The following is a 20,375-nucleotide window of genomic DNA, read 5'->3' as shown; positions in this document are numbered from 1 at the left end:
GGGATATGCCGGCAACGGCATTTGCCGGGCGTCCGCTGTCGACCGATTGCTGCCGATAGAGATGTGTGCCCCGGCGAAAGCCGGGGTCCAGAAGCCTGACGCGGACCTCGCGTGTTTCCGCATGGGCCCCGGCTTTCGCCGGGGTGCACAAGTGGCAGCTTCCCACCCCAAAGCAGTCGCCTTCAAATAGGCCTTTCCTACATTATCCGGCTGTGTCAGCCTTCATCCGGCTCTTTCATTTGGTGGATAACAGCGGTCACTGCCGCGGTTACGGCGGGGCGTGCCCGGCGCGTCCAGCAGGTCGCGCGGTCCACGTCAGGGGCGTGTACAGGGCTGAACTTTCCTGAACTTTGGAATGATGACGCGCTCCCTGCATCGGCCGGATCCAACCCAAGATGACGAAAGAAGGCAATGGCTCTTCATTACCCCAAAGCAGACGCAGACGGATCGACAAAAATCGCTCTGGCCCGCTCTTTGAAATCGCCGACTTCGGCAAACTTCTCTTAAAGCGACAAAGGAGACAGTTTGGCGGTGCACATCGGTATATTTTGTCGCTTTAAGCCGGTTCCGAGCCCGGCGAAGACAAGCCTTAAAGCCGCAAACGACACAGAATCGGAGCGCATATGCGGGGCTTTTGCGGCTTTAAGCGCCGGCACGGCCGGGCGCAGCTTTCATCCAGGGCCGCCTTCTGACGAGGCCAGCGCAAAAAAAGAGGCAGCGATATCATCGATACCGCTGCCTCTCCGGGACTACCTGTACTGGAGGCTTAGAAGTTGAGCTTCACGCCGCCCGAAACATAACGGCCGATGACGTCATAATTCGGGGTGATATAGGGGGTGAACGGCGGTTTGACGTCGAAGGCATTGTTGACGTTGCCGAACAGGGTGAACGCGCCCGCCTTGAACTGCAGTCCGAGGTCGACATAGGTCCGGCTGCCGTTCTTGTTGTTCACGATCATCGCGCCGGTCGGCCCCTTTTGCGTGCTGTAGAGGCCGCCATCGACATAGCGGACACGCACATTGGCGCCGAAATCGTCATTGTCGAACGCTACCGTGGCGCTGCCGCGCCATTTCGGCGTGGAGAAAGCGGTTTCGCCGCCGACGATGCCCGAAACATCGGTCCCGTTGATCTTCAGGTTGAAGACATGGTTGGCGAGCGCGCGGAAGCTCAGGTTGCCGCTACCCAGTGCCATCCGGTACGAGGCTTCGATATCCAGGCCCTGCGTCTGATAGTTGGCGAGGTTCCGGAAGGTGTTCGTCATCGATTCGATGTCGCCGTTCACCTTGCGCGTCACCACACCGCCGCAGGTCGGATCGTTCGGCAGGTTGGCGCGGCACTGGTTGAGCAGATCCTGCGCGGTTACCGTCGTGATCACATTGTCGATGTCGATGTCATAATAGTCGACCGACAGGCGGAAGCCCGGGATATAGTGCGGCGAATAGGAGCCGCCGAGCGTCAGCGTGTGGGCGATTTCGGGCGTCAGGTTCCGGTTGCCGCCGCCATAGACCACCACATTATTCTGTGGCCGGTTCACGACACCGCCGGCATTGGGATAGGGGTCAATGACATTGCCGATATTGGTCGAGCGGTTGAGGAAATACTCGGTGATGCTGGGCGAACGAATGTCACGCGAGTAGACGGCGCGCAGCAGCAGGTCGTTGACGACGCGCAGGGTGCCGCCGGTCTTCCACGACCAGATACCGCCGCTGGTGCTGTAGTCCGAATAGCGGGCGGCACCGTTGATTTCGAGCTTCACGGCGTCTGCGATGTCGAGCAGCGGGACGTTCACTTCCGCAAATGCTTCCTTGACGTTGAAGCTGCCGTTGGTCGCCGACGAGTTGAGCGTCCCCAGTGCGTTCGCCAGCGACAGCGGATCGACATAGTTGGTGATCTGCTTTTCCCAGCGGGCGTCGGTGCCGATCGCGATATCGACCGGGCCGGCCCAGGTCGAGAAGGGCTGACCCGACAGGCTGGCGCCCACCGTGTCGAGCTTGGTGGTGGCGATCAGATGCGATCCGCCAAAGGCCCACGCCGCCGCCTTGTCCGAGATGCTGCCATTGCCGAACAGGTTGATCGGCACGCAATTGGGGTCATTGTTGGTCTGGTCAGCATCGGCGTTGATGCGGCAGGTTGGCGTGTTGCCCACGAGGACCGCGTCGACGCCGTTGTTGAAGCGCGACTTGATCCGCTGGTTGTTGAGGCCCTGGTTGATCCGGACTTCGCCATGATCGTAATAGGCGTTATATTTCCAGCCGTTGCCGAAGCTGCCTTCGAGGCCGATCGCGCCTTCGAGGTTCCGGCGGTTGAACTTGAACGTCATGATCTTGTCGGCGCCGACATCGTCGAGGACGCGGCCGAGGATGAACGGACCGGTGACGCCGCCGGCGGCGAGTTGGGCGCGGTTCGCCGCCGTCAGGAAGGCGTTGTCGGGCATGATCACGGCCGTCGGGGTTTCCGGGAAGAAGCCATAGTTGCCGGTCATGCGGTGGTAGCTGAAATTGGCCCAGATCTTGAGCGAGTCGGTCACTTCAAAATCGGCACGCGCGAAGCCGTTGATGCGTTCATAGGGCGTGCTGACCGCGACATAGTCGAAGATGTTCTGACCGCCGCCGCCGACGGTCGTAACGCCCTGGGTCACGCTGCCGAAGGGGAATCGGCCGATGTTCCCGTCGGGATTGAAGACCAGATTATACGGAGCTCCGGTGAGGCCCAGAATCGATCCGCCGTTATAGAGCTGCGTGGAATTGGGGTCGTTGACCAGTTCCAGCCGGTTGTCGGGGCGCAGGAACACCCCCGATTCGAGCTGGGGGCGGCTCTTGCGGTTGAGGATGCCGCGTTCATTCATATAGTCGCCCGCGACCATGAAATGACCGCGGCCGCCTGCGAAGTCCGTGCCCCATGCGATGTCGGCGCCATAGCGCGCGCCATCGCCGCGCGACGAGACGCCGGTCTGGGCGCCCATGCGCCAGCCGGTGAAATCGTCGTCGAGGATGATGTTGACGACGCCTGCGACAGCGCCCGAGCCCCAGGCGGCCGATGCGCCGCCGGTGACAACGTCGATACGCTTGACGAGGCTCTGCGGCACGGTGTTGAGATCGGCGGCGCCCGAGAAGCGGTGCCCGTCGAGCAGTGTGAGCGTGCGCACGGCGCCAAGTCCGCGCATGTCGGCGGTCGAAACGCCGCTGGACGTGTTGCCGGTTGTCGTCGTCGGGCTCGAGGTGGGACGGAATTGGGGGGTGTCGTTCAGGACCTGCGCGATGCTCGGACGGTTGCCCAGCGCCAGTTCGGCCTCGCCGATCACGGTCGTCGGCGTCGGCGCATCGAAGCCCGAGCGCTGAATGCGCGAACCGGTGACGATGATCTCGCTATCCGAAACGGTCTCGGCCGCCGGATCGCCCGATTGCGCATAGGCCGGGCTCAGACTGGCCAGCATCGAGAGTGCGGTGCCGGCAAGCCAGCAGGATTGAACGACCTTCATAGATATCCCCTTTACCAATGGACGGCGAAGCTCTGCTGCCTGCCCGGTGTTTTTTTGTGTTTTCACCTTCAGGCCCGACCGGCCTTCGCCTTTGCGAATTTCTATAAAGTCGGATTGATCGGAAAAATCAACCCCAACAGAGACAAAATTTTCAATTATAGAAACTTATTCTATGGTGAGTTTCTCGAATTGACTCAATTTTCCAGCAAATCAAGTGGCTTGAAGGAATTTTTCAATTCGATCTTTTTGTGAGGGGCGAGCGAGGCTGCAGACGCCGAAATGCACTCGTTGTCGCCGCGCCGAAAGTCGGCGGCAGCGCAGTCCGGCGATTCCGGCTATCGAGCTTGAGCAATCTTTACAGTCGACCCCATAGCGATCATCGCAGGGGCGGAGAAATCACTCGCCTTGCGCGAGAAATCGAACCAATATCCACCCGCCTTCGGCGTTGCTGAGCTGCGCGATGCGATCTGCCGTTTCTATCTGCGGCGGCAGGGGCTGCAACTTGTGCGTGACCAAGTCGTCGTCACGTCAGGTGCGACCGAGGCGCTCGCAGCGTCGCTCTTCGCGTTGGTTCGACCCGGCGACGAAGTCATTCTCTTCCAGCCGGCGTACGATAGCTATGCGCCCATCATCCGCCGAGCAGGGGGCACGCCGGTGTCAGTCGGGCTGAGCCCGCCCGACTGGCGATATGATGCGGAGGCGCTCGAGCGGGCCATCACGCCGCGCACCCGCCTGCTGATGTTCAATGATCCGCTCAATCCGGCCGGCAAGGTCGCGAGCGAGGCCGAACTGGCGATGATCGCCGATGCGTGCCGGTGCCACGATCTGATCGCCCTATGCGACGAGGTGTGGGAGGATGTGCGGTTCGACGGAGTACGCCACAGGTCGCTCCAGTCGATGCCCGGGATGGCGGACCGTACGGTAAAGATCGGGTCGGCGGGCAAGATCTTCGGCCTCACCGGATGGAAGGTCGGCTGGCTGTGCGCTTCGCTCGATCTCGCACGCGCTATCGGGCGCGCGCATCAGTTTCTGACCTTTACGACGCCGCCAGCGTTGCAATGGGCGGTCGCTGAGGGGCTCGACCGGCCCGACGACTGGTTCGCGGCGCAACGCGCCACATGGCGGGCCGCGCGCGAGCGGCTGGCGCGCGGCCTGACCGGTGCCGGTTTTGTCATTCTGCCAAGTGAGGCGACCTGGTTCCTCTGCATCGATCTTGCGGCATCGGGCGTCGCGCTCGACGACCGGACGTTCAGCGAGCGAGCGGTGCGCGAGGCAGGCGTCGCCTCGATCCCCGTATCGGCATTGTTCGAAGGCGAGGGGCCGCGGCATATCCTGCGCCTTTGCTTTGCGAAGGATGCGGCGGTCCTCGACGAAGCGGTCGCCCGGCTTGCCCGGTTTCGTGACGCCCTGACGGTAGAGGGAAGCGCATAGACCACCCTCAGGGTTTTGCGACCCGGCCCAAATATTTCCTTTCGCGATGCCAAGAAAGCTTGGCACGACATATCTCAATCAAATAAGTAGATAAAAGGCAGGTCTTCGGATCTCGCGGCTTTTGATGTCTGTCAGCTTGCTCCGCGTCACCAACGGCTAAAGCGCACGAAGACTGGCCCGTGTCGGATTCGTGCTTCTGTGAAAAGGAGATACGAGATGCGAAACCGACCCCGCCCCCCGATCCGCCGACGCTCCGCTGCGCAACCGCCGTTGCCTCATCCGTCCTGGTCACCGCCGGTCGAGGGCGGCGGCGTGACCGCGCAGGAATTCTGGCGGCGCCTCGGCCTGTGATCGACACCGCCGACGCCCCGCAGCCGGAACTGACCGACGGCGTCGCCGCGGTCGCATCCGAACTGGCCGAGATCCGCCGCGAGTGGCGCGACGCCTATGGGCACAATGCCGAATATGGCAGCGAAGGCTTCCCGTCGCGCGGCGACCTCGGGAAAATCGTCGGTGCGCTGTGCGGTGCGCTCTATCCGCTGCGCCTCGGTCCCGATTTCGTGCGTCCGCATAACGAGCATGTCTTTGTCGAACAGACGCTGCAGACGACGCTCGCGCGACTGTACGGACAGGTCCGGCTCGAGCTGATCTATGCGATGGCCGCCGAGACAATCCATGCGGTCGATGCGCGCGCGAGTGAAATCGTCAGCACCTTCACCCGGAGATTGCCCGCGTTGCGCCGCCTGCTCGACACCGACGTCGAGGCGGCGTGGCGAGGGGACCCTGCCGCGCGCAGTGTCGACGAGGTACTGATCTGTTATCCCTCGATGCTCGCGATCATCCATCACCGGCTCGCGCACCAGTTGCACGTCGACGGTGCCAGACTTGTCGCGCGCATCATCGCCGAGGTGGCGCATGACAAGACGGGGATCGACATTCATCCGGGTGCGGAGATCGGCGACAGTTTCTTCATCGATCATGGCACCGGGGTCGTGATCGGCGAGACGGCGATCCTCGGGCGCAACGTGCGCCTCTATCAGGGCGTGACGCTCGGCGCGCGGAGCTTTTCCGCCGACGACGCGGGGGTGATGGTGCGCAACATTCCGCGCCACCCGATCGTCGAGGATGATGTCGTGATCTACGCCGGTGCGACCATCCTTGGCCGCGTGACCATCGGTGCCGGGTCGGAGATCGGCGGCAACGTCTGGCTGACTCACAATGTTCCCGCGAAAAGCCGTGTCATTCAGGCGCGCGAGCAGAACAGTATCAGCGGCGCGTAAGCGGTCCACGCGGCGCTGTGCCCGGTCGACCGGGAGGCGCGAAGCGGCCGAACCGGACCTCCACTCCTCGATGCCGACCGCGGCCAGACGGGTGTCACAGGAGATTTTACATGACAGGACAATGGAAAGCCGCGCTGCTGGCGGGCACCTTGTTCGCGATGCCGGCGATGGTGCAGGCGCAGACCGGCGCCGAGGCCGCCGCGATCCATGATCGCATATTGGTGCTCGACAGCCACGCCGATGTCCTGCTGCCCTCGACACCGAAACGCTATTATCTTGCCGATGGCGGCTCGCGGGCCGACCTGCCGCACCTCGAGAAGGGCGTCGTCGATGCGATCGTGCTGGCTGTGGCGGTGGGACCCGGGCCGCGCGACGCGGCCGGCATCGCCGTGGCGCGGCGCGAGGCCGATGAGAAGCTGGCCCGCATCAAGACCTTCGCCGCGTCCGCCCCCGATCGGGTCGGCCTTGCGCTCAGCGCCGCCGATGTCGGCCGGTTGAACGGCGAGGGCAAGATCGCGGTCCTCATCGGCTTTCAGAATGCGCGATCGATCGGCAAGGATCTGGCACAGATCGACCGGCTTTATGGCGAAGGCGTGCGGGTTTTTGCGTTCAATCATGCCGGACATAATGATTTTGCGGATTCCTCACGACCGCAACCCGGCGAGCCGGCGCGTGAGCATGGCGGGCTGTCGCCGATCGGTCGCGAGGCGGTGGCAAAGCTCAACGACCTCGGCGTGCTGATCGACGTGTCGCAGCTTTCGACTGAAGCACTGCTCCAGACAGTCGCGCTCAGCCGCGTCCCCGTTGCCGCCACCCATTCGGCGGCGCGCGCGCTCGTCGACAACGGCCGCAACCTCAGTGACGCCGAACTCGATGCGATCAAGGCCAAGGGCGGGGTCGTACAGGTGACGCCCTTCACCTCCTATCTGACGCTACCGGACCGCGCGAGCCTTGCGCGTTTCGCGGCGATCCGTGCAAAATATGGCCTTACGGCCGATTATGCCTCGACCTATGACGGCAGCGAGGCGCTGCCCGAGGCCAGACGTGGCACCTACCTTGACGAAATTTCCGCCGCGCGCTCGAAGGCGAGCATCGCCGATTTCGTCGACCATATCGATTATATAGCCAAGCGTATTGGCTGGCAGCACGTCGGTATCGGCACCGACTTCGATCATGGCGCCGGGGTGATTGGCTTCGACAGCGCCGCCGAGGCACCCAATGTGACGCGCGAACTGCTGCGCCGCGGGTACAGCGAGGCGCAGGTCGGCGCGATCTGGGGCGGCAATTTTCTTCGCGTGCTGGGTGCGGCCGAGGGCGGGCGAAAGTGATGCGGCGAAACAAACTCAATCTCATCAGTTGAGATGATAGTTTTTCTTCCGTTTCAATAAGAAATCTTGAGCGGCGCCCCTGGGGGCGCGGCTGCTAGATCATCCACGGCCCCTCTACCGCACCCCCGGCGACCGGCCGTTGCCATCCTGAAACCCCATATCGCGCGCGGCTGACTGTCCGCGCCGCAGGAGAACGCCCATGTCGCTCAAGCTTTTCGATATCGTCCCCGACTTCACGCAGGAATCGACCGAGGGATCCTTTCACTTTTACGATTGGGCTGGAGATGACTGGGTCGTGCTCTTCTCGCACCCGAAGGATTTTACCCCGGTCTGCACCACCGAACTCGGAACCGCCGCGCGCCTGAAACCCGAGTTCGAGAAGCGCGGGGTGAGGCTCGTCGGCCTCTCGGTCGATCCGGTCGAGAGCCACCATGCCTGGGCCGGCGACATTGCCGAGACGCAAGGAACGGCACTCAATTTTCCGCTGATCGCCGATGACGATCGCAGTGTCTCCAACCTGCTCGACCTCATCCATCCGAACGCGTCGGATACGAACACGGTCCGCACCGTGCTCGTCATCGACGGTGCTAAAAAGCTGCGGCTCACCTTGACCTATCCCGCCTCGACGGGACGCAATTTTGCCGAGATCTTGCGCACGATCGACAGCCTGCAACTGACCGACAAGCACAAGGTCGCAACCCCCGCCGACTGGTGGCACGGTGACGATGTCATCATCGTTCCCGCGGTCGACGACGCCGCAGCGCGGACCCTGTTCCCCGACGGCTGGACAACCGTGAAGCCTTATCTGCGGACGGTGAAGCAGCCTGGCTGAGCTGCCCTTTTTCAATATCGGAATCAAAACAAAATTATCGTTCAGGAGGACCTCTCATGCTTCGTTTCAGTCTTGTCTCCACCAGCCTGTTGGCCATTGCCGTCGTGACGGCAGCACCCGCCTCTGCGCAGGAGGAAAATGATGTCGCCGCGGCCGACAGCACGGGTGGCGACGAGATCATCGTGACAGGAACGCGCGCGCAGGGGCGCTCGCGGCTCGACTCGCCGGCGCCCGTCGATGTGCTGAGCGGCGAGGCGCTTCGCCGTCAGGGATCGACCGAGCTGGGGCAGGCGCTCGCGACGATCGCGCCATCGATCGACTTCAAACGCCCGTCGGCGGTCGATGGCACCGACGCGATCCGCCCCGCAACGTTGCGCGGTCTTTCACCGGACCAGACGCTGGTGCTCATCAACGGTACGCGCGGTCACACGTCGGCGCTGCTCAACGTCAACGGGTCGGTTGGGCGCGGCTCGGCGGCTGTCGATCTCAACACCATTCCGACCTCGGCGCTCGAGCGTATCGAGGTGTTGCGCGACGGTGCGGCGGCGCAATATGGGTCGGACGCGATCGCGGGGGTGATCAACATCCGGTTGCGCGAAGCGCGCGAAGGCGGCGGCGTATCCGCGACCTATGGCTTCCATGCGACCGATATCGACACCGCGCGCGGGAGCCGGAGGGTTACCGGCGAGCCCGTACTCACCGTTTCGGGCTGGCAGGGGATCGCGCTCGGCGACGAAGGATATGTCACCATCTCGGGTGAATATGTCGATCGCAAGCCGACCAATCGCGCAGATTTCGACCCGCGCGTGACCCCGAACCGCGTTACGGGGCGCTTCGGCGATCCCGAGGTCGAACAATATTCGCTGTGGGTCAACGCCGGGACGCCGGTTGCCGACGGAATCGAGCTTTACGGTTGGGCGGGCTATCAGAACCGCGACAGCAAGAGCGCGGCATTCCCGCGGCTTCCCGCGGCCGCGGCGGCGGTGTCGCAGATCTGGCCCGACGGCTTCCTGCCGCTGATCAACACCAAGTCGCGCGATCTCAATTCGGCGATCGGGCTGCGCGGCGACATCGGGGAATGGAATGTCGACCTGAACCTCAGCTATGGGCGCAACCGCATCGAGTTCCGGACGCTGAATTCAGCGAACTACGCCTATGGCAATAATTCGCCGACCAACTTCTACGACGGCGCGGTCGCCTATGACCAGTGGGTCTTGGGACTCGATGTGTCGCGCCGGTTCGATGTGTTCGAAGAGCTGAACGTCGCCTTTGGCGTCGAGGGCCGCCGCGAGGGCTACAAGATCACCGCGGGCGAACGCGCATCCTATGATTATCCGTTGACCGGCGCGATCCCGGGTCAGGCGCCGGGCGCACAGGGCTTCGGCGGCTTCTCGCCTTTGAATGCGATCGAGAAGAGCCGCCGCAACGCCAGTGCCTATGTCGATGTCGAGGCGAAGCTCACCCCGTCGCTGCTTCTCGGCCTCGCTGGGCGCGTCGAGGATTATTCGGACTTTGGATCGACCGCCAACGGCAAGGTGTCGCTGCGCTTCGACCCGACCGACTGGTTCGCGCTGCGCGGCACGGCATCGACGGGCTTTCGCGCGCCGTCGCTGCAGCAGCAGTATTTTACTTCGGTCTCCTCGGTGATTCAGAACGGTTCGCCTGTGCTGACTGGGCAGTTCCCGTCGGTGAGCCCCGTCGCGATAGCGCTCGGTGGCCTGCCGCTCGAGCCGGAGAAGTCGACCAACTTCTCGGTCGGCACGGTTATCCGTGCAGGCGGCTTCAGCCTGACGGTCGACGCTTATCAGATCAAGATCCGCGACCAGCTCGCGCTTTCGGAGAATATCCAGGCGAGCTTCAGCCCGCAGGTCGCGACGATCCTCGCGCCGTTCAACGTGCCGGCGGCGCGCTTCTTTATCAACGGGCTCAAGACGCGGACACGCGGGGTCGATGTCGTCGCGAATTACAAGGCGCGGACCGACAGCGTCGGGACGTTCGACTTCACCGTTGCCGCCAACTTCAACGACGTCGATGTGCTGCGCATTCCGACCACGACCGCGGTTCTCAACCCCGCTCCGCCGCTCTTCGGGCGGAACCGTCTCGCCACGATCGAGGAAGGCACGCCGCGCGAAAAAGTGACGGGTGCGATCGACTGGTCGGGCGATGCACTCGGCGCGACGCTGCGGGCGACCTATTATGGCGAGGTCAATCAGCCGGGCACAGCGGCGAACGGTTCTGGCGACATCCTGACCGGCAAGCATGTCGTCACCGACCTCGAGCTGCGCTATGCGCCGACGAAGGGCGCGCAGGTGGCGGTTGGTGCCAGCAACCTGTTCGACGTCTATCCCGACGCTACGCCCGCCGCGCTCAACAGCACCGGTGTCGTCGGCTTTCCCTACTACTCTCCTTTCGGCTTTAACGGCCGATATCTCTATGCGCGCGTCGGGCTGACCTGGTGACGGCAGTCCGGTCGCTTCGCTCGCCGTCGTTCGGCGTCCAGGTGCTGATCGGCCTGGCGCTGGGCGTGGCGCTCGGTTTCTGGGCGCGAGGCCTGGGCGAGGGAAGCGCGCTGGGCGAAGGCTTGCAGACGATCGGTTCGATCTTCATCCAATTGCTGCGCGCGCTTGTTCCGCCGCTCGTGTTCACGGCGATCGTCGCGTCGATTGCCGCGCTCAAGGATCTGGCGAATGCGGCGCGGCTCGTCGTGCAGACGTTGCTCTGGTTTGCGGCAACTGCGCTGATTGCGGTACTGATCGGGATCGCGCTCGGCATCATCCTCGAACCCGGTTTCCGCACCGGGATCGATCCGTCGGCGGCCGCGGTGCCGTCGACGGCGGGGAGCTGGCTCGATTTCCTGAAAGGGCTCATTCCCGCCAACTTTCTCGGCCTTACCGTCTCGACCAAGCTCGCGGACGGCGCGCCATCCACCGCGCTGTCCTTCAACGTGCTGCAGATCATCATACTCGCCATCGCGGTCGGTACCGCGGCGGTGCGCGTCGGCGCTGCGGGCGAGGCGTTCCTTGCCTTTAACGCGTCGGTGCTCGCCATCTTCAAGCGGCTGCTGTTGTGGGTGATCCGCCTGACGCCGATCGGGACTGCGGCGCTGATCGGTGACGCGATTGCGCGTTACGGCTGGGACGCGCTCGGCTCGCTCGGCCAGTTCGCCGTCGCCATCTATACGGGGCTGTTCCTTGTCGTGGCGGTTGTTTATCCCGCACTGCTCTGGGCGAACGGCCTGTCGCCGTTGCGCTTCTTCCGCGCGGCCTGGCCAGCGATCGAACTGGGTTTCGTATCACGCTCGTCGATCGGGACCTTGCCCGTAACGCAGGAGGTGGCGGAACGCCGACTTGGCGTTCCTGCGGCCTACGCGGCCTTTGCCGTTCCCCTCGGCGCGACGACCAAGATGGACGGCTGCGCGGCCATTTATCCTGCCATCGCCGCGATCTTCGTGGCGCAATTCTATGGAATCGCGCTCGGGATCGACGATTATCTGCTAATCGTTCTGGTATCGGTGCTGGGGTCGGCAGCGACGGCGGGGCTGACCGGCGCCACCGTCATGCTGACGCTGACGCTCTCGACGCTGGGGCTTCCGCTGGAGGGCGTCGGCCTGCTGCTTGCCATCGACCCGATCCTCGACATGGGCCGAACCGCAGTCAATGTCGCGGGGCAGGCGCTCGTCCCGACGATTGTCGCAAAGCGCGCCGGGCTTCTCGAGGAGGTCAGGGGGGATCGGCGAAGCGAGGAACCCCTTCTTGCCTGAGCATTAGCCAATCGGTCCGGGTCGGTGCCCTTGATCGATCGCACTCGTCGTTGCTCAGAAGGCGACCTCGAGATTGATCGTGTCGCTATAGCTGCCCGCGGGCGGCGTCGTCTGGCCCGGAAGGATAGCTGCGCGATAGGTATAGCCCTGCGTTGTCGCCGAATCATAAATGCCGGCGTTGGTGTCGGCGCTGGCGCTGCTGCGACGGGCGGTGCCGATCGAACCCCAGCGGTCGGTCGATGAAACTGTCTTGTAGACTTCGTAGCGCAGATAATTGGCGCCGCTGCGCATGCGCCGCACGCCGTTGTCAGGGTTGTTCCCGTCGTTCAGCCCGACCGTATAGGCCGCCCCCGCGCTGCAGCGGATGAGGATGGTCCGGGTGACGGGATTGAAGCTGCCCACCAGCGGCGCCGAACCGAATGTGGCATTGGGCGCGGTGATGATGCAGTCGTTGAGTATGGTCAATTGGACATTGACCCGCACCGCGGTCCCGCTGCCCCAGTTGGAGGGCGTGCCGAGCAGCGGCCGCACAAGACCTGGGCTGTTCGAATAGCTGAGGCAGACTGCGACACCCAGCGTACAGACCGAATGATACCAGCGGAGGTCGAGAAAACCCGTGTAGGTGCCGGCCTGCAGGCCCGGCGTCGAGGGGGTCCGGAAATAGATCGGAACGCTGCTGTTCGAACCCGCAAACAGGCTGACCAGGCTGAGCGACGACAAATTCTCGAAATTGCCGATCGTCAGCGGCGTACCGTTCGGGGTCAGCGACGCGACATAGGGGATCGTCTGTCCGCCCGGTCCGGTTAGCTGGAAGGTCGAGGCGTCGACGCGCAGCGCAACATAATGGGCGGTCAATGCGGCGAGCAGGATGTCGCATGAAAGACCTGCCGAACCGCTGCCCTGCTGCGGCGTCGTCGCGACCGTATAGGAACTGAGACTCCCGAGATCGGTGCTGGTTGTCGCGGTGGTGCAGGCGGCGTTGGCGGCGCCGGGGACGAGCGTTGAAGCGGCCAGCGTGGCGAGAGCCCATGCGATGCGGGTCAGGATTTGCATGTAAGGGTCCCCAGATCGATAATGTCGTCGGATTTCGGGTTAGCGGCAAAGCGGGCGTGACAGGTCGTGCCGTCGGGAAGGCTGACTTCCACGTCATTCCGGGCCGCAATGCTTTCGATAAAGAGCAGACCATCCCAGCCGACATAGGTTGTCGCCGTGCCGTTGATCGTCGCCGGCGCACCGGCGGGCAATGGCTCGCCGTCTGCGTTCCTGATCGTCGCCCGTGCCGCGGTCAGATGTTCGACGGGAAAGCGCACGACAAGGCCGCGGCCGGCGGCGATCGCGACGCGCTGACGGACGACGGGGGTCTTCACATTGGCAGGCAGCGACAGCGTGTCGATGTCGTAGAGCGCCAGATAATATGCGCTTGCTGCAGGAATGAGCAGCCGGCCGCTGCGATCCGTCTCGCCAATCAGCTGATTTTCATAGCGTACCGGGACACCTGCCTCGCCCGTGCTGACAACCGCGAAGGCGTCGGAAACGCGGTTGGCGGCAAACACTGCGTCGTCCATGATGACGAGCGACCCGCTTGCGCCGAGCCAGCCGGTGACGTCGTCGCGGCCATAGGCGCCAGCGCGGAGCTGCATGGGCCGGGTGCGCCAGACGACATCGCCGCGCAGGAAGGGGCTGTCTCCGCCTTCGCTGACCGCGCTTGCGTTCCAGCCAAAACCTCCTTCGCTGGGAACCGACCGCGAATAGTCGGCACGCACGCCGGTGCGTCCGTTTTCGCTCTGCGCGACGCCTCCGCTCAGCATTCCGCCGCCGAGCGGAACACTCAACGTCATAGCGCCCGACCAGTTGCGCTCGACAAACTCGCGGGACAGCGTCGCGTGCAGCCGACTTTCGCGCCACAGCGGGATCGCCCAGGCGATATTGGCAAGGCGAGCGTCGCGGCCGTGCTCTTTCCGGAATTCGAAATAGCCGATGCCGAGCGTCCCAGCTTCTGCGAGCGATATACTGGCGGTTGCGGCGGTCAGCCGTTCCCAGCCGCCGCGATTCGGACGGTCGAGCAGCCCGAGGTCGACATAATCGCTGTCCTGCCGGACATGGCGCAGTGTGACTGAAAAGCCGCGTGCCTGATATTCATAGCCGAGCGTCAACTGGCCACCGTTGCCCTCATCGCCGAAGCTTCGGCTATAGGCTGCGCTCACGGTCCCAAAATTGCCGAGTTTGGCGACGGTGCCTCCGCCCGCAAGGCGCATGTCGTCGGCGATTTCTGCCCGCACCTCGAGGGTCAGCCCGGGGGTCACGCCATGGCGCGCCGATGCGCTTGCCGCGATCCCGTCATAGTCGAAGTTGCGAATGGCATAGTTTCGGCGAAAGGCTCCGACGGCTAGGGAATAATCGGTCAGGCCGGGACGCAGGAGCGCGTTGCTGACATAGAAGGGCAATGTGGCCGCGACGCTGCGGCCATGCATGTCGGTGACGATCAGATTGGCCTCACCATAGCCGTTGATCGGCGGCAGCGTGTCGAGCGCGAAGGGGCCGGGGTTGACCTGACTTCCCGCTACCCGCTGGCCGTTGACCAACAGTTCGACCGTCGAGGGCAGCGCGGCGCTGCCGGCGAATTCGGGCAGCGGATAGGTGATGATATCGGGGCGCACCGAAAAGTCGCGCGACACCTGGATGCCGCCCAGTCGAACTGCGGGCGCCCACGGCAGCGTCCGTGTGATAACGTCACCCGCCTCGATCGTCGTCATCGTCCGTTCGTCAGACCAGCGCCAATAGCTGTCGAAGCGGGTATAGTGGTTGCCGCTCCCCGTACGCAGCACGCCCGTCGTCGAAAAAATGCCGGCGGAGCCGAAGACGCGGGCCTCGTGCCATAGCGACGCCTGGGACTTTGCGTCCCCGCCGCCGCTGACGTAAGCGTCGTAATTGAGAAGCGCGCCCGTATCGTATTTCGCGGGCTGGAAATCGCGGCGATCGGCGCCAATGCGCTGTGTGGGCAGATATTCCGGCGCCACCGTCAGGTGCAATTGCTGGCCCGGTGCGTCATAATCGGCGCGCACCCCGTCGAGTTCGTCGAGGAAAAGCGCTTCGCTGGGTGTTTGGAACGACAGTCCCGCACGGCGCAACTCCTCGGCGCGAAGCTGAAACCGATTGCCCTGCTTGACGACCGGCGCGATGACCCCAGTCCGCATACCGTTGACGAAAAGTTCGAGTTCGAGCCGCTGATCGGACGCCAGATCGGCGTGCTGAGGCGGCGGAGGCAGGCCGGCATATCCGGCGTAATGTGTGCCGTTTGTGCCGCTGCTGTCGGCGGCGTGCGCAACCGCCGGGCCGACCAGCGCAGCGATCGGCGCCCATGCCCAATGAAAGCGTGCCAGAGATAAGGTCCCGCGTACCATGCCATATCATTCCGGGAAGCGTTCGATGGACGCGCTCGGCTGGCCGTTTACCGCAGCGACGAGGTTGCCCGACACCGTTGTTCCGGGCGGCAAGGGCCAGCGCATCGTCGCTCCGGGAAGGACATAGCCGAACAAGCCATCGGCTACGGCTGATCTGCCAGTGCTTCCTGCGAAGGCGACGTCGGTAAGGCGTGCGTGTCCTGCGCCATTGTTGCGAATTTCCAGGAAGCCCGAACCGGTGCGCCAGGCGAGCGCGGGGGCCGGTACCGGCGGTTTGCTCTTGCGGGCTTCGGTCTTCGCGTAAGAGAAAAGCGGGAGCGAATAGCGCATGCGAAAACTGACCGCCGCGCCGGGCGCCGCGATACCATCGCTTGTTGGAATTTCGTCGACGATGACGCGATAGGGTTTTTCGGCGACGGCCGGCGGCGGGGTTGTACGTGTCAGGCGGACAAGCTGTCGCTCGCCGGGCTGGATGCTGACGATTGGCGGCGTTCCCAAAACCTCGTCCTGCGGGGCATAGACATCGCGGCCGTCCAGCTGTGCCCAGTTATAAACACGCACCTGCAGCGTAACGGGCGTTTTGCCCGGATTTTCGAGCCATAGCGCGGCGGCGCGGGCGTCACCCTCGATCACCGGATTGACCGGCCAGATCAGGATCGAGCCGGGCGCGGACTGCGCCGCCACGGGGTGCGGTGCAGCGAAGAGCAGGACAAGCGCGACGATCAGGAGAGCGAAAGGCAGAAAAGGACGTTTCATAGAGCCACTCCTGAAATCGCGGTCACCAAGTCAAAGTGACCGTCAGCGTATCGGTGTAGGTTCCGGGTGGCAGTGTTCCCGGCAGTATGAGCGAGCCAAAGATCGGGAGGCGCACATCCTCGCTGTTTGCGCTGCTGACGGGGATCGCGGCCGACCCCCCGATCGCGACGGGCAGGGTACAGGCGGCGTCGCGGCATAGCGCGTAGGCGATGCGCGCCGAAGTATCAGCGCTGCGCTGGAGGTGCCGCGCACCGGCGGCCGCATGGCCACCGCCGTCGATGCTCATCATCACATTAACCCCGGGCGTACAGCGAAGGTGGATCGCTTGTCCCGTCGTTGTCGTCGCGGTGTGCGTAGCGGTCGAGAAAGTCGAATCGACGCCGAAATCAAGCCGTCCGATCGTTCCGGCGTTGCCGCTGCTCCCCAATCCATCGACTAGGCAACCCGCGACAATAGTAGCCGTGACGTCGAATTGTGCCGTCGTTTCAGCGCGCGCGCTGGGAAATCCACCCGTCAGGAACACCAGCGTTGCGGCGAAAAGCGCGGGGGCTTTTGAATGAGCGGCGCGGCCCATGGCGGCATCCGGCCGAGGTTAAAGTTCGACGACGACCGTAACGATATCGGTGTAGACACCAGCGGTAAGGCCGGGCTCGCCGAACGCACGGCCATAGACATTGACGGTCTGCGTCGACCCGTCACTGGGCAGAAGAATGTCTCCGCCAACGGGAATGATCGCCGAGCGACCCGCGTCCGAATAGAGATTATAGGTCACGAACTGCCCGGCCGCGGTCTGATGCTTCATTGCGTGGACACCTGCTCCTGCACCCGATCCGTCATTTTGACCCGAGTCGAAGGACAAGGTGGGAGCGACGCCGTTGCTGCATTGGATCGTGAACCCGGTCGCGCCGTTCAACACCTGCGCATCGGCCTGCGTGAAGAGCGTGTTCTGGGTGCCGAAGTTCAACGTGCCGAAATCGGCGCCCGCGGCACCGTTGCTATAATTCTGGCCGTTGATGATGCAGCCCGCTTCAAGCGTGATCGTCGCGTCGATGGTCCCGGTAACGTCGGCGTGCGCCGGGGCAGCGGAGAAAAGGACAGTCGAAAGACAGGCGAACGGGATGAACATTTTCTGTGACATGGTAACTCCTGAATTACTACTATGTACTTCAAACGTAACTATGTTTTCCGGGTGGTTGTCTAATAATGGAATAAGGTTAATAACATGCCTCAAAAAATCGAAATATGGGAGAAGTTGTTGCATTGTTGGACAGTGTTCTATGAAATATAATGATTATTTGTTTGTACATCACTGATTGAATTTCTGATATGTGCATATTTAGTATTCTAAGTGGATTTGTGGCCGTATAGGCAAGTCGGGCCGGGATCTGGCCAGACAGGCAAGGAGCTACATTTCGGCATCGCGCCTATCGACGTCAGGTGTTTCCAGTGACTGAAACGGATCACTGGCGGGATGGCCAAAGAAATAGCCCTGTGCCTGTGGGCAGCCTTCGTCGAGGAGCATCTGGCGCTGCGCTTCGGTCTCGACCCCTTCGGCGACGATCCGCATATTGAAGCTTCGGCCGAGGCCGACGATCGCGCGAACGATCGACCGCGCCGCCTCATCGTCCGAAATCGAGGCGACGAAGCTCTTGTCGATCTTGATCTTGTCGAAGGGGAAAGCCTTGAGATTGCTGAGCGACGAGTAGCCGGTACCGAAATCGTCCATTGCGATCCGTACCCCGAGTGCGCGGATTTCGTGCAGAGCCTTCAACGCGCTGTGCCGGTTTCGCAGGAAAGCCGTCTCGGTAATTTCAAGTTCGAGCCGATTCGCCTCGAGCCCCGATTGCGACAGCGCGTCGCGAACAACGGCTGGTAGGTTTGGTACCTGAAGCTGGATCGTCGACACATTGACCGCGATCGAGATGTTCTTTGGCCACAGTGCCGCCGTCTTGCAGGCTTCGCGCAACACCCACTCGCCGATCTGGACGATGGCGCCGATTTCCTCTGCGACCGGGATGAAGTCGTCGGGGATGATCTCGCCGCGTTCGGGATGGTCCCAGCGCAGCAGCGCCTCATAGCCGATGACAGAAGCGAAGGCCGTCGCAACCAGCGGCTGGTACACGACATACAGCTGATTGCGGGCGATGGCGTGCTTCAGATCATGTTCGAGCGCGCGGCGGTCCTGCGCCAGCTCGTCCATCTCCTGGTCGAAAAAGGCTGCGCTTCCCCGTCCATTATTCTTGGCGCGATAGAGCGCGGTGTCGGCATTGCGTTGAAGCACCTCGGCATGGGACCCATCTTGCGGGAACAGGGCAACGCCGATGCTGACCCCGACCGCCATGGGATCGCGGGATACGTCCATTTCGATCGCCAGCATGTCAAGGATGCGCCCGGCCAGCTTGCGGGCTTCGTCCGGTTCCGAAACCGAGGTCTGGATGATGAGGAACTCGTCGCCGCCGACACGGGCAACGATGTCGTCGGCGCGCACCGCCGACCGGAGAATGTCGGCGATACGGCACAGGATTTCGTCGCCGGCGCCGTGGCCGAATATGTCGTTCACCGCCTTGAACCGGTCGAGGTCGAGAGCGAGCAGCGAGAAGGGCTCGTTTTTCGCGATCGCGGTGTCGAGTGCCCGGACGAAGTGGGCCCGGTTCGACAGATCGGTCAGGGCATCGTGTGACGCCAGATGCTCGATCGCCCGTTGCGCGCGCTTCCGGTCGGACAGGTCGCGGATTGCGAGCACCTTGCAGCGACGGCCGCGATACTCGATCGTCTGCGTCGCAATCTCCAATATATGGTCGTCATCGCTGCTGCTGCGCAGGCGCGCCTCGGTGGAGTGGCCGTCCGGGGGCTCGAATGACGTGCCATCGCTTGCGACGAACCAGTCGGATGGTTTGCTGCCAATGATCGCCCCGCTGCTGACACCAAGGAGCGAGCAAAGTCGCCCGTTCACTTCGATGATCTGGTCATCGCGGGTAATCGCCAGCGCCTCGAGCGTTGCATCGGCGAGCCCGTGCGCGTCGGTAAGCCAGCGGTCGATAAGTGATCCGGTGAGGGCGAGCACTATCAGTATGAGGTTGGCAAGAACGATGGCGGGCACGAGCCAGTTGCGGCCGCCCGCTGCAGAAAAAGCGCCGCCGCGCGTCGGATCGGGAATCAGCGTCGTGGCTGACATTGCGGTGAAATGCATGACGACGATGGCCAGAACGGCAAAGCTCGCGGGCAGGGCGACTCGCTTCCAGCCCGCGGAATGAGCGAAGGCTAGGAACGCCGCGAAGAAGCACAGCGACGACAGAAGCACCGAGATGATGATAGGCGTCCATGCATATGATACCCGTGCGGGCGCGATAATCGATGCCATGCCAGTGAAATGCATCGCCGCAACGCCGATTGCGGCACCCGCCGCCGCGGCCGCGCAGCGCGCCGGGGTGGGTGTTTGGCCGAGCCAGCGGACGCTGCACCAGAAAAAACCGATCGCTATGGCGACCGAGAGGAGGGTGAGGCCCTCGTCGAACAGGATCGGCATCGAACCCCGGTAGGCGAGCATTGCGACGAAGTGGGTCGCCCACACGCCGACGCCTTCCGCAATCGCAGCGACGACCAGCCAATGGCGCCGGCGGACGTCGACGCAGTGCGTCGACCGGTTAAGTACAACGAAAAGACAGATATTTCCAAGGATGCAGACGAGCGCGGCGATCAAGACGAGGCGCAGGTCATGCTGATGGACCACGCATTCGAGAACGTTGAACATATATGTTCCCCCCGGTCCCCACTGCATCTTTTGCGCGCAAAGTATAAATATTGCCTTAGTGGATATTCAAATTGTCTTATCCGCTATTCAAAGTTTCGATCCTCCCGTCTCGATACGAAGCCCCTCGCCACGGTCGGCCGTTCACCTCGGCACTTGCCTGGAGCACATGCAAGCTATATAGTTAGCTTACTAAGCAAATGGAGGTCGGGGTTGAACGCACCACGAATGCAAGGGATTTTGGCAAACCATCCGCAGGGCGGCGCTGCTGGCGAGATTGTCCCCGCATGACGACATTTTCCATATTATTGTCAGCTTTGATGGCGCGTGTTGCGGGTCCTGGCGTGCTCGGTGGTCTTGA

The 20,375-nt window shown here is 63.0% G+C and carries 14 protein-coding genes; 7 read left to right on the top strand and 7 right to left on the bottom strand.

The genetic code is table 11. The annotated features are described in order from the left end of the window. Positions 1-766: 766 nt before the first annotated feature. Positions 767-3,478 (bottom strand): TonB-dependent receptor plug domain-containing protein, encoded by a 2,712-nt coding sequence (locus AC07NV_RS09110; protein ID WP_495166031.1) that lies wholly within the window; start codon positions 3,476-3,478, stop codon positions 767-769. A 351-nt stretch (positions 3,479-3,829) separates the two neighbouring features. On the opposite strand from AC07NV_RS09110, the gene AC07NV_RS09105 reads away from it, so the two are divergent. From AC07NV_RS09105 to AC07NV_RS09075, 7 genes are all read left to right on the top strand, one after another. Further along, positions 3,830-4,909 carry an aminotransferase class I/II-fold pyridoxal phosphate-dependent enzyme gene (locus AC07NV_RS09105; protein ID WP_495166693.1) on the top strand — a complete coding sequence of 360 codons (1,080 nt, stop codon included), beginning with the start codon at positions 3,830-3,832 and terminating at the stop codon, positions 4,907-4,909. Positions 4,910-5,125: 216 nt separating this feature from the next. Beyond that, positions 5,126-5,260, top strand: a complete 135-nt coding sequence (locus AC07NV_RS09100; protein ID WP_495166030.1) for a hypothetical protein — start codon at positions 5,126-5,128, stop codon at positions 5,258-5,260. Beyond that, the gene (gene epsC / locus AC07NV_RS09095; RefSeq protein WP_495166029.1) at positions 5,257-6,189 is read left to right on the top strand and encodes a serine O-acetyltransferase EpsC; all 933 of its coding nucleotides are present in this window, start codon (positions 5,257-5,259) and stop codon (positions 6,187-6,189) included. The genes AC07NV_RS09100 and epsC overlap by 4 nt, the downstream gene beginning before the upstream one ends. 110 nt (positions 6,190-6,299) lie before the next feature. Beyond that, a complete protein-coding gene (locus AC07NV_RS09090; protein WP_495166028.1) occupies positions 6,300-7,517 on the top strand; it encodes a dipeptidase in 1,218 nt (405 codons plus the stop codon). A 199-nt stretch (positions 7,518-7,716) separates the two neighbouring features. Next, positions 7,717-8,349, top strand: coding sequence for a peroxiredoxin (locus AC07NV_RS09085; RefSeq protein WP_495166027.1), 633 nt, complete (start codon positions 7,717-7,719; stop codon positions 8,347-8,349). Between the two features lie 56 nt (positions 8,350-8,405). Then, entirely contained in the window at positions 8,406-10,808 is a 2,403-nt protein-coding gene (locus AC07NV_RS09080; RefSeq protein ID WP_495166026.1) for a TonB-dependent receptor plug domain-containing protein, read from the top strand. Next, positions 10,805-12,109, top strand: coding sequence for a dicarboxylate/amino acid:cation symporter (locus AC07NV_RS09075; RefSeq protein ID WP_495166025.1), 1,305 nt, complete (start codon positions 10,805-10,807; stop codon positions 12,107-12,109). Before AC07NV_RS09080 ends, AC07NV_RS09075 begins: the two co-directional genes overlap by 4 nt. Positions 12,110-12,163: 54 nt before the next feature. On the opposite strand, the gene AC07NV_RS09070 is transcribed toward AC07NV_RS09075, so the two are convergent. From AC07NV_RS09070 to AC07NV_RS09045, 6 genes are all read right to left on the bottom strand, one after another. Continuing rightward, positions 12,164-13,162 carry a Csu type fimbrial protein gene (locus tag AC07NV_RS09070; protein WP_495166024.1) on the bottom strand — a complete coding sequence of 333 codons (999 nt, stop codon included), beginning with the start codon at positions 13,160-13,162 and terminating at the stop codon, positions 12,164-12,166. After that, the gene (locus AC07NV_RS09065; protein WP_495166023.1) at positions 13,150-15,510 is read right to left on the bottom strand and encodes a fimbria/pilus outer membrane usher protein; all 2,361 of its coding nucleotides are present in this window, start codon (positions 15,508-15,510) and stop codon (positions 13,150-13,152) included. Before AC07NV_RS09065 ends, AC07NV_RS09070 begins: the two co-directional genes overlap by 13 nt. Positions 15,511-15,516: 6 nt before the next feature. Further along, complete coding sequence (locus tag AC07NV_RS09060; RefSeq protein ID WP_495166022.1) at positions 15,517-16,266, bottom strand: fimbrial biogenesis chaperone; 750 nt, start codon at positions 16,264-16,266, stop codon at positions 15,517-15,519. A 22-nt stretch (positions 16,267-16,288) separates the two neighbouring features. After that, on the bottom strand, positions 16,289-16,840 hold the full coding sequence (locus AC07NV_RS09055) for a Csu type fimbrial protein (RefSeq protein WP_495166021.1): 552 nt from the start codon (positions 16,838-16,840) through the stop codon (positions 16,289-16,291). An 18-nt stretch (positions 16,841-16,858) separates the two neighbouring features. Beyond that, on the bottom strand, positions 16,859-17,404 hold the full coding sequence (locus tag AC07NV_RS09050; RefSeq protein ID WP_495166020.1) for a Csu type fimbrial protein: 546 nt from the start codon (positions 17,402-17,404) through the stop codon (positions 16,859-16,861). A 267-nt stretch (positions 17,405-17,671) separates the two neighbouring features. After that, entirely contained in the window at positions 17,672-20,017 is a 2,346-nt protein-coding gene (locus tag AC07NV_RS09045; protein WP_495166019.1) for a bifunctional diguanylate cyclase/phosphodiesterase, read from the bottom strand. Between the last annotated feature and the right edge of the window lie 358 nt (positions 20,018-20,375).

This window comes from Sphingopyxis sp. GW821-FHT10B01 (genome assembly GCF_059415685.1).
Note: the sequence above shows the minus strand (reverse complement) of the source record. Positions and strands in the feature narration are given on the sequence as shown.

Coding starts and splice junctions, on each gene's coding strand:
- AC07NV_RS09050 (WP_495166020.1), bottom strand. CDS start 17,404: ATGTCACAGAAAATGTTCATCCCGTTCGCCTGTCTTTCGACTGTCCTT.
- AC07NV_RS09070 (WP_495166024.1), bottom strand. CDS start 13,162: ATGCAAATCCTGACCCGCATCGCATGGGCTCTCGCCACGCTGGCCGCT.
- AC07NV_RS09055 (WP_495166021.1), bottom strand. CDS start 16,840: ATGGGCCGCGCCGCTCATTCAAAAGCCCCCGCGCTTTTCGCCGCAACG.
- AC07NV_RS09080 (WP_495166026.1), top strand. CDS start 8,406: ATGCTTCGTTTCAGTCTTGTCTCCACCAGCCTGTTGGCCATTGCCGTC.
- AC07NV_RS09090 (WP_495166028.1), top strand. CDS start 6,300: ATGACAGGACAATGGAAAGCCGCGCTGCTGGCGGGCACCTTGTTCGCG.
- AC07NV_RS09100 (WP_495166030.1), top strand. CDS start 5,126: ATGCGAAACCGACCCCGCCCCCCGATCCGCCGACGCTCCGCTGCGCAA.
- AC07NV_RS09060 (WP_495166022.1), bottom strand. CDS start 16,266: ATGAAACGTCCTTTTCTGCCTTTCGCTCTCCTGATCGTCGCGCTTGTC.
- AC07NV_RS09065 (WP_495166023.1), bottom strand. CDS start 15,510: ATGGTACGCGGGACCTTATCTCTGGCACGCTTTCATTGGGCATGGGCG.
- AC07NV_RS09085 (WP_495166027.1), top strand. CDS start 7,717: ATGTCGCTCAAGCTTTTCGATATCGTCCCCGACTTCACGCAGGAATCG.
- AC07NV_RS09110 (WP_495166031.1), bottom strand. CDS start 3,478: ATGAAGGTCGTTCAATCCTGCTGGCTTGCCGGCACCGCACTCTCGATG.
- AC07NV_RS09045 (WP_495166019.1), bottom strand. CDS start 20,017: ATGTTCAACGTTCTCGAATGCGTGGTCCATCAGCATGACCTGCGCCTC.